The organism is Okeania sp. SIO2B9 (genome assembly GCF_010672505.1).
GTDB classification, from domain to species: domain Bacteria; phylum Cyanobacteriota; class Cyanobacteriia; order Cyanobacteriales; family Microcoleaceae; genus Okeania; species Okeania hirsuta.
Window position 1 is genome coordinate 1 of the sequence record NZ_JAAHGK010001211.1, and the last position, 2,316, is coordinate 2,316.

General features: G+C 35.3%; 3 protein-coding genes. All 3 read right to left on the reverse strand.

Annotated features, from left to right (window positions below; all coding sequences use genetic code 11):
• Positions 1-62: 62 nt before the first annotated feature.
• Entirely contained in the window at positions 63-746 is a 684-nt protein-coding gene (locus tag F6K13_RS29025) for a Uma2 family endonuclease (protein ID WP_124147759.1), read from the reverse strand.
• 244 nt (positions 747-990) lie between these two features.
• Positions 991-1,200, reverse strand: a complete 210-nt coding sequence (locus F6K13_RS29030; RefSeq protein ID WP_192901224.1) for a type II toxin-antitoxin system Phd/YefM family antitoxin — start codon at positions 1,198-1,200, stop codon at positions 991-993.
• 256 nt (positions 1,201-1,456) lie between these two features.
• Positions 1,457-2,316 (reverse strand): GUN4 domain-containing protein (locus F6K13_RS29035; RefSeq protein ID WP_353735733.1); only part of this gene is annotated, 860 nt, incomplete at its 5' end.

Below are 2,316 nucleotides of genomic sequence, written 5' to 3' on the forward strand. Positions count from 1 at the left end.
GATAAAAAAACCTTCTCCACTTTAACCTTTCTTTACCTTCTGCCTTCTGTCTTCTGCCTTCTTCAAGATGATAATTTATCCACAAAATTTTGATGTTCTGCTGTAGCTAACCCCAGTTGTACAACTTCAATTACTTTGATTAAATTTCCTGTTAATAAAGCTGCTTTATCTAACCATAAACCAGGAAAAACTTCACTACAAATTATTCCCTCGGAATTAGGTTGAAGCTGAACATATTCCCCTTTTTGTAGGCTAAACCAATCAATTTCTCCATCTTCGACGCGCCAAACCAGATATTCTTGAACTTGATTACGACGATAGATTTTCTTTTTTTCATGCACATCAATAGAAACAGTACTAGCAGCAATTTCTACTATTAATTCCGGTGCTCCTTCCACATAACCATCTTCACTAATAATTGACTGTCCACCATTTTCAATTCGCATTAAAGCATCGGGTTGAGGTTCATTATCTCCATCCAAACGAACAGTCGAATTATCTCCAAGTTGCACTCCTGGTGTTGAAGCACGATAGAGTAATAGCCATCCCATAATTGAAGCATGGGGTTCACCATGTTGGGTCATTCGTAAAGGAGATGCCATATAAACTGTTCCCTCAATTAATTCTGCTTTTTTAACATTTGACTTACTGTAACGATTTTCAAACTCAATTCGAGTTAAGCGATCGCCATTTTCTAGGGTGGGAATTATTGATGTTAATACTGTATTTTTAAATCCAATTTTCATAACCATCTGGCCTCAATATGTTAGATTTTGTTAGTAAATATATAATATAAAATATTAATTTTTGAGGTGTTTTGAATTGTCAAGGATAGGCAAAGTTTAGTTATTAATACTATTGTTAAATGTGGTGTGATTTTACTATCTGAATTAGATGCGATCGCTAATTTCAATTTGGTATTCCATGCTTCTGTTTGAGCTTGGTTAATGCTTGCTTTGCTGGAAAAGTGCGTCCCTCTTGCACTGAATTTCAACCTGCCTGAATACCTTCTATTGCTTGTATGCGGTCTACTAATTCTAGTAATTTTTGGTATGACTCTGCATCCTGAACTACGACTTCTGCTTTACCATTAACTGTGAGGATGAGTGGGTTTCCGCTTTCCTTAATTCGCTGCAAGTATTGGGTGGTATTACGTTTGAAGTTAGTAAGGGAGTCAATGTCTTTGGTTATGTCTAGCATCTTGTTACTTAGATAATTATTTAGCATCATATTAGCATTTTTTTAGATGTTTGGTAAGTCAGCTACTAGAAAAAAATCAGGGGCTAATTTTACCACTGAAGCTCTATATTGGTATAAATTACAAATGAAAATATTGTAGAAGCAATAAATTTTTGATATGACTGCTATGGTTATTTTGTTAATTTCATTCGTAACAATAAACTTTAAATCTCTTGCTGAACTGATAACTGATAACTGACTAAGGCGGCTGAAACGTTTATATGTTAAAGTCTACAAGTCTCTGCGAGAGAGAAGACAACCGTCGACCTGGCCCTAATTGAAAGAAGTCCTTATGCGGGAGGTGCCCCATTGAATGCGATGATGTATCCTTCTCCCAATTTAGCTCATCGTAGCTCAACAATTCGTCATCCCCCTTCATCCATCCTACTGAATTTCCAAAATTTTTCCATACCCGCCAATCATACTCTTTTCTTCCACCCAAATTATGGTAAATTTTCTTCTGCACAGAAAAGCCAAATTTACCATCACTATATTTTACCCAAAGTCTGTCAATTGTGCGGAGGTCTGTACAAGGAAAATTGTCTATATCTTGTTGGGTTAAATGTCCTTGCTCCTTTAGCCCCGGTACTTTCAACATTAAACGAGAAGTTTCTGTATCTGCCTCTTTCCATCTCTTTTGTTTTAGTAGATTTTCTAGGGTGGAATAGTCTGCATTTTTGTTTTTTGGCGTTGTTGTATTCTTGGTTTGTTCTGTGTTTTCTCCTAGGTAATGTACTCCTATAAAAATACTTATTCCCAATACTCCTACTCCGATAATTCCTGCTACAAAATTACCTTTTAACTTGAAAGTATTAATAGTATGCCAAATTATTTTCAAAGCTTTTAAAGCTTTTTCATTAGCAGGAGAAACTGCTAAAATACGATTCCATAATTGTTCTGCTAATTCTAGATTACTCTCATTTTCTGCTTCTAATGCCTCTTCTCTGAGAGTAGCAATATATTGTTCATTTGGCTGCTTTTTCAATAAGATTAAATGATATTTAGTAGCAGGTTCAACAATAGCATAAGGAGTTTGCCGAGGCTTTTTAAACTGACTATTAATATTAGGAACTTGAA

Excerpts from the sequence above, each read along its gene's own strand:
- F6K13_RS29025 (WP_124147759.1), bottom strand. The coding sequence starts at position 746 with ATGAAAATTGGATTTAAAAATACAGTATTAACATCAATAATTCCCACC.
- F6K13_RS29030 (WP_192901224.1), bottom strand. The coding sequence starts at position 1,200 with ATGCTAGACATAACCAAAGACATTGACTCCCTTACTAACTTCAAACGT.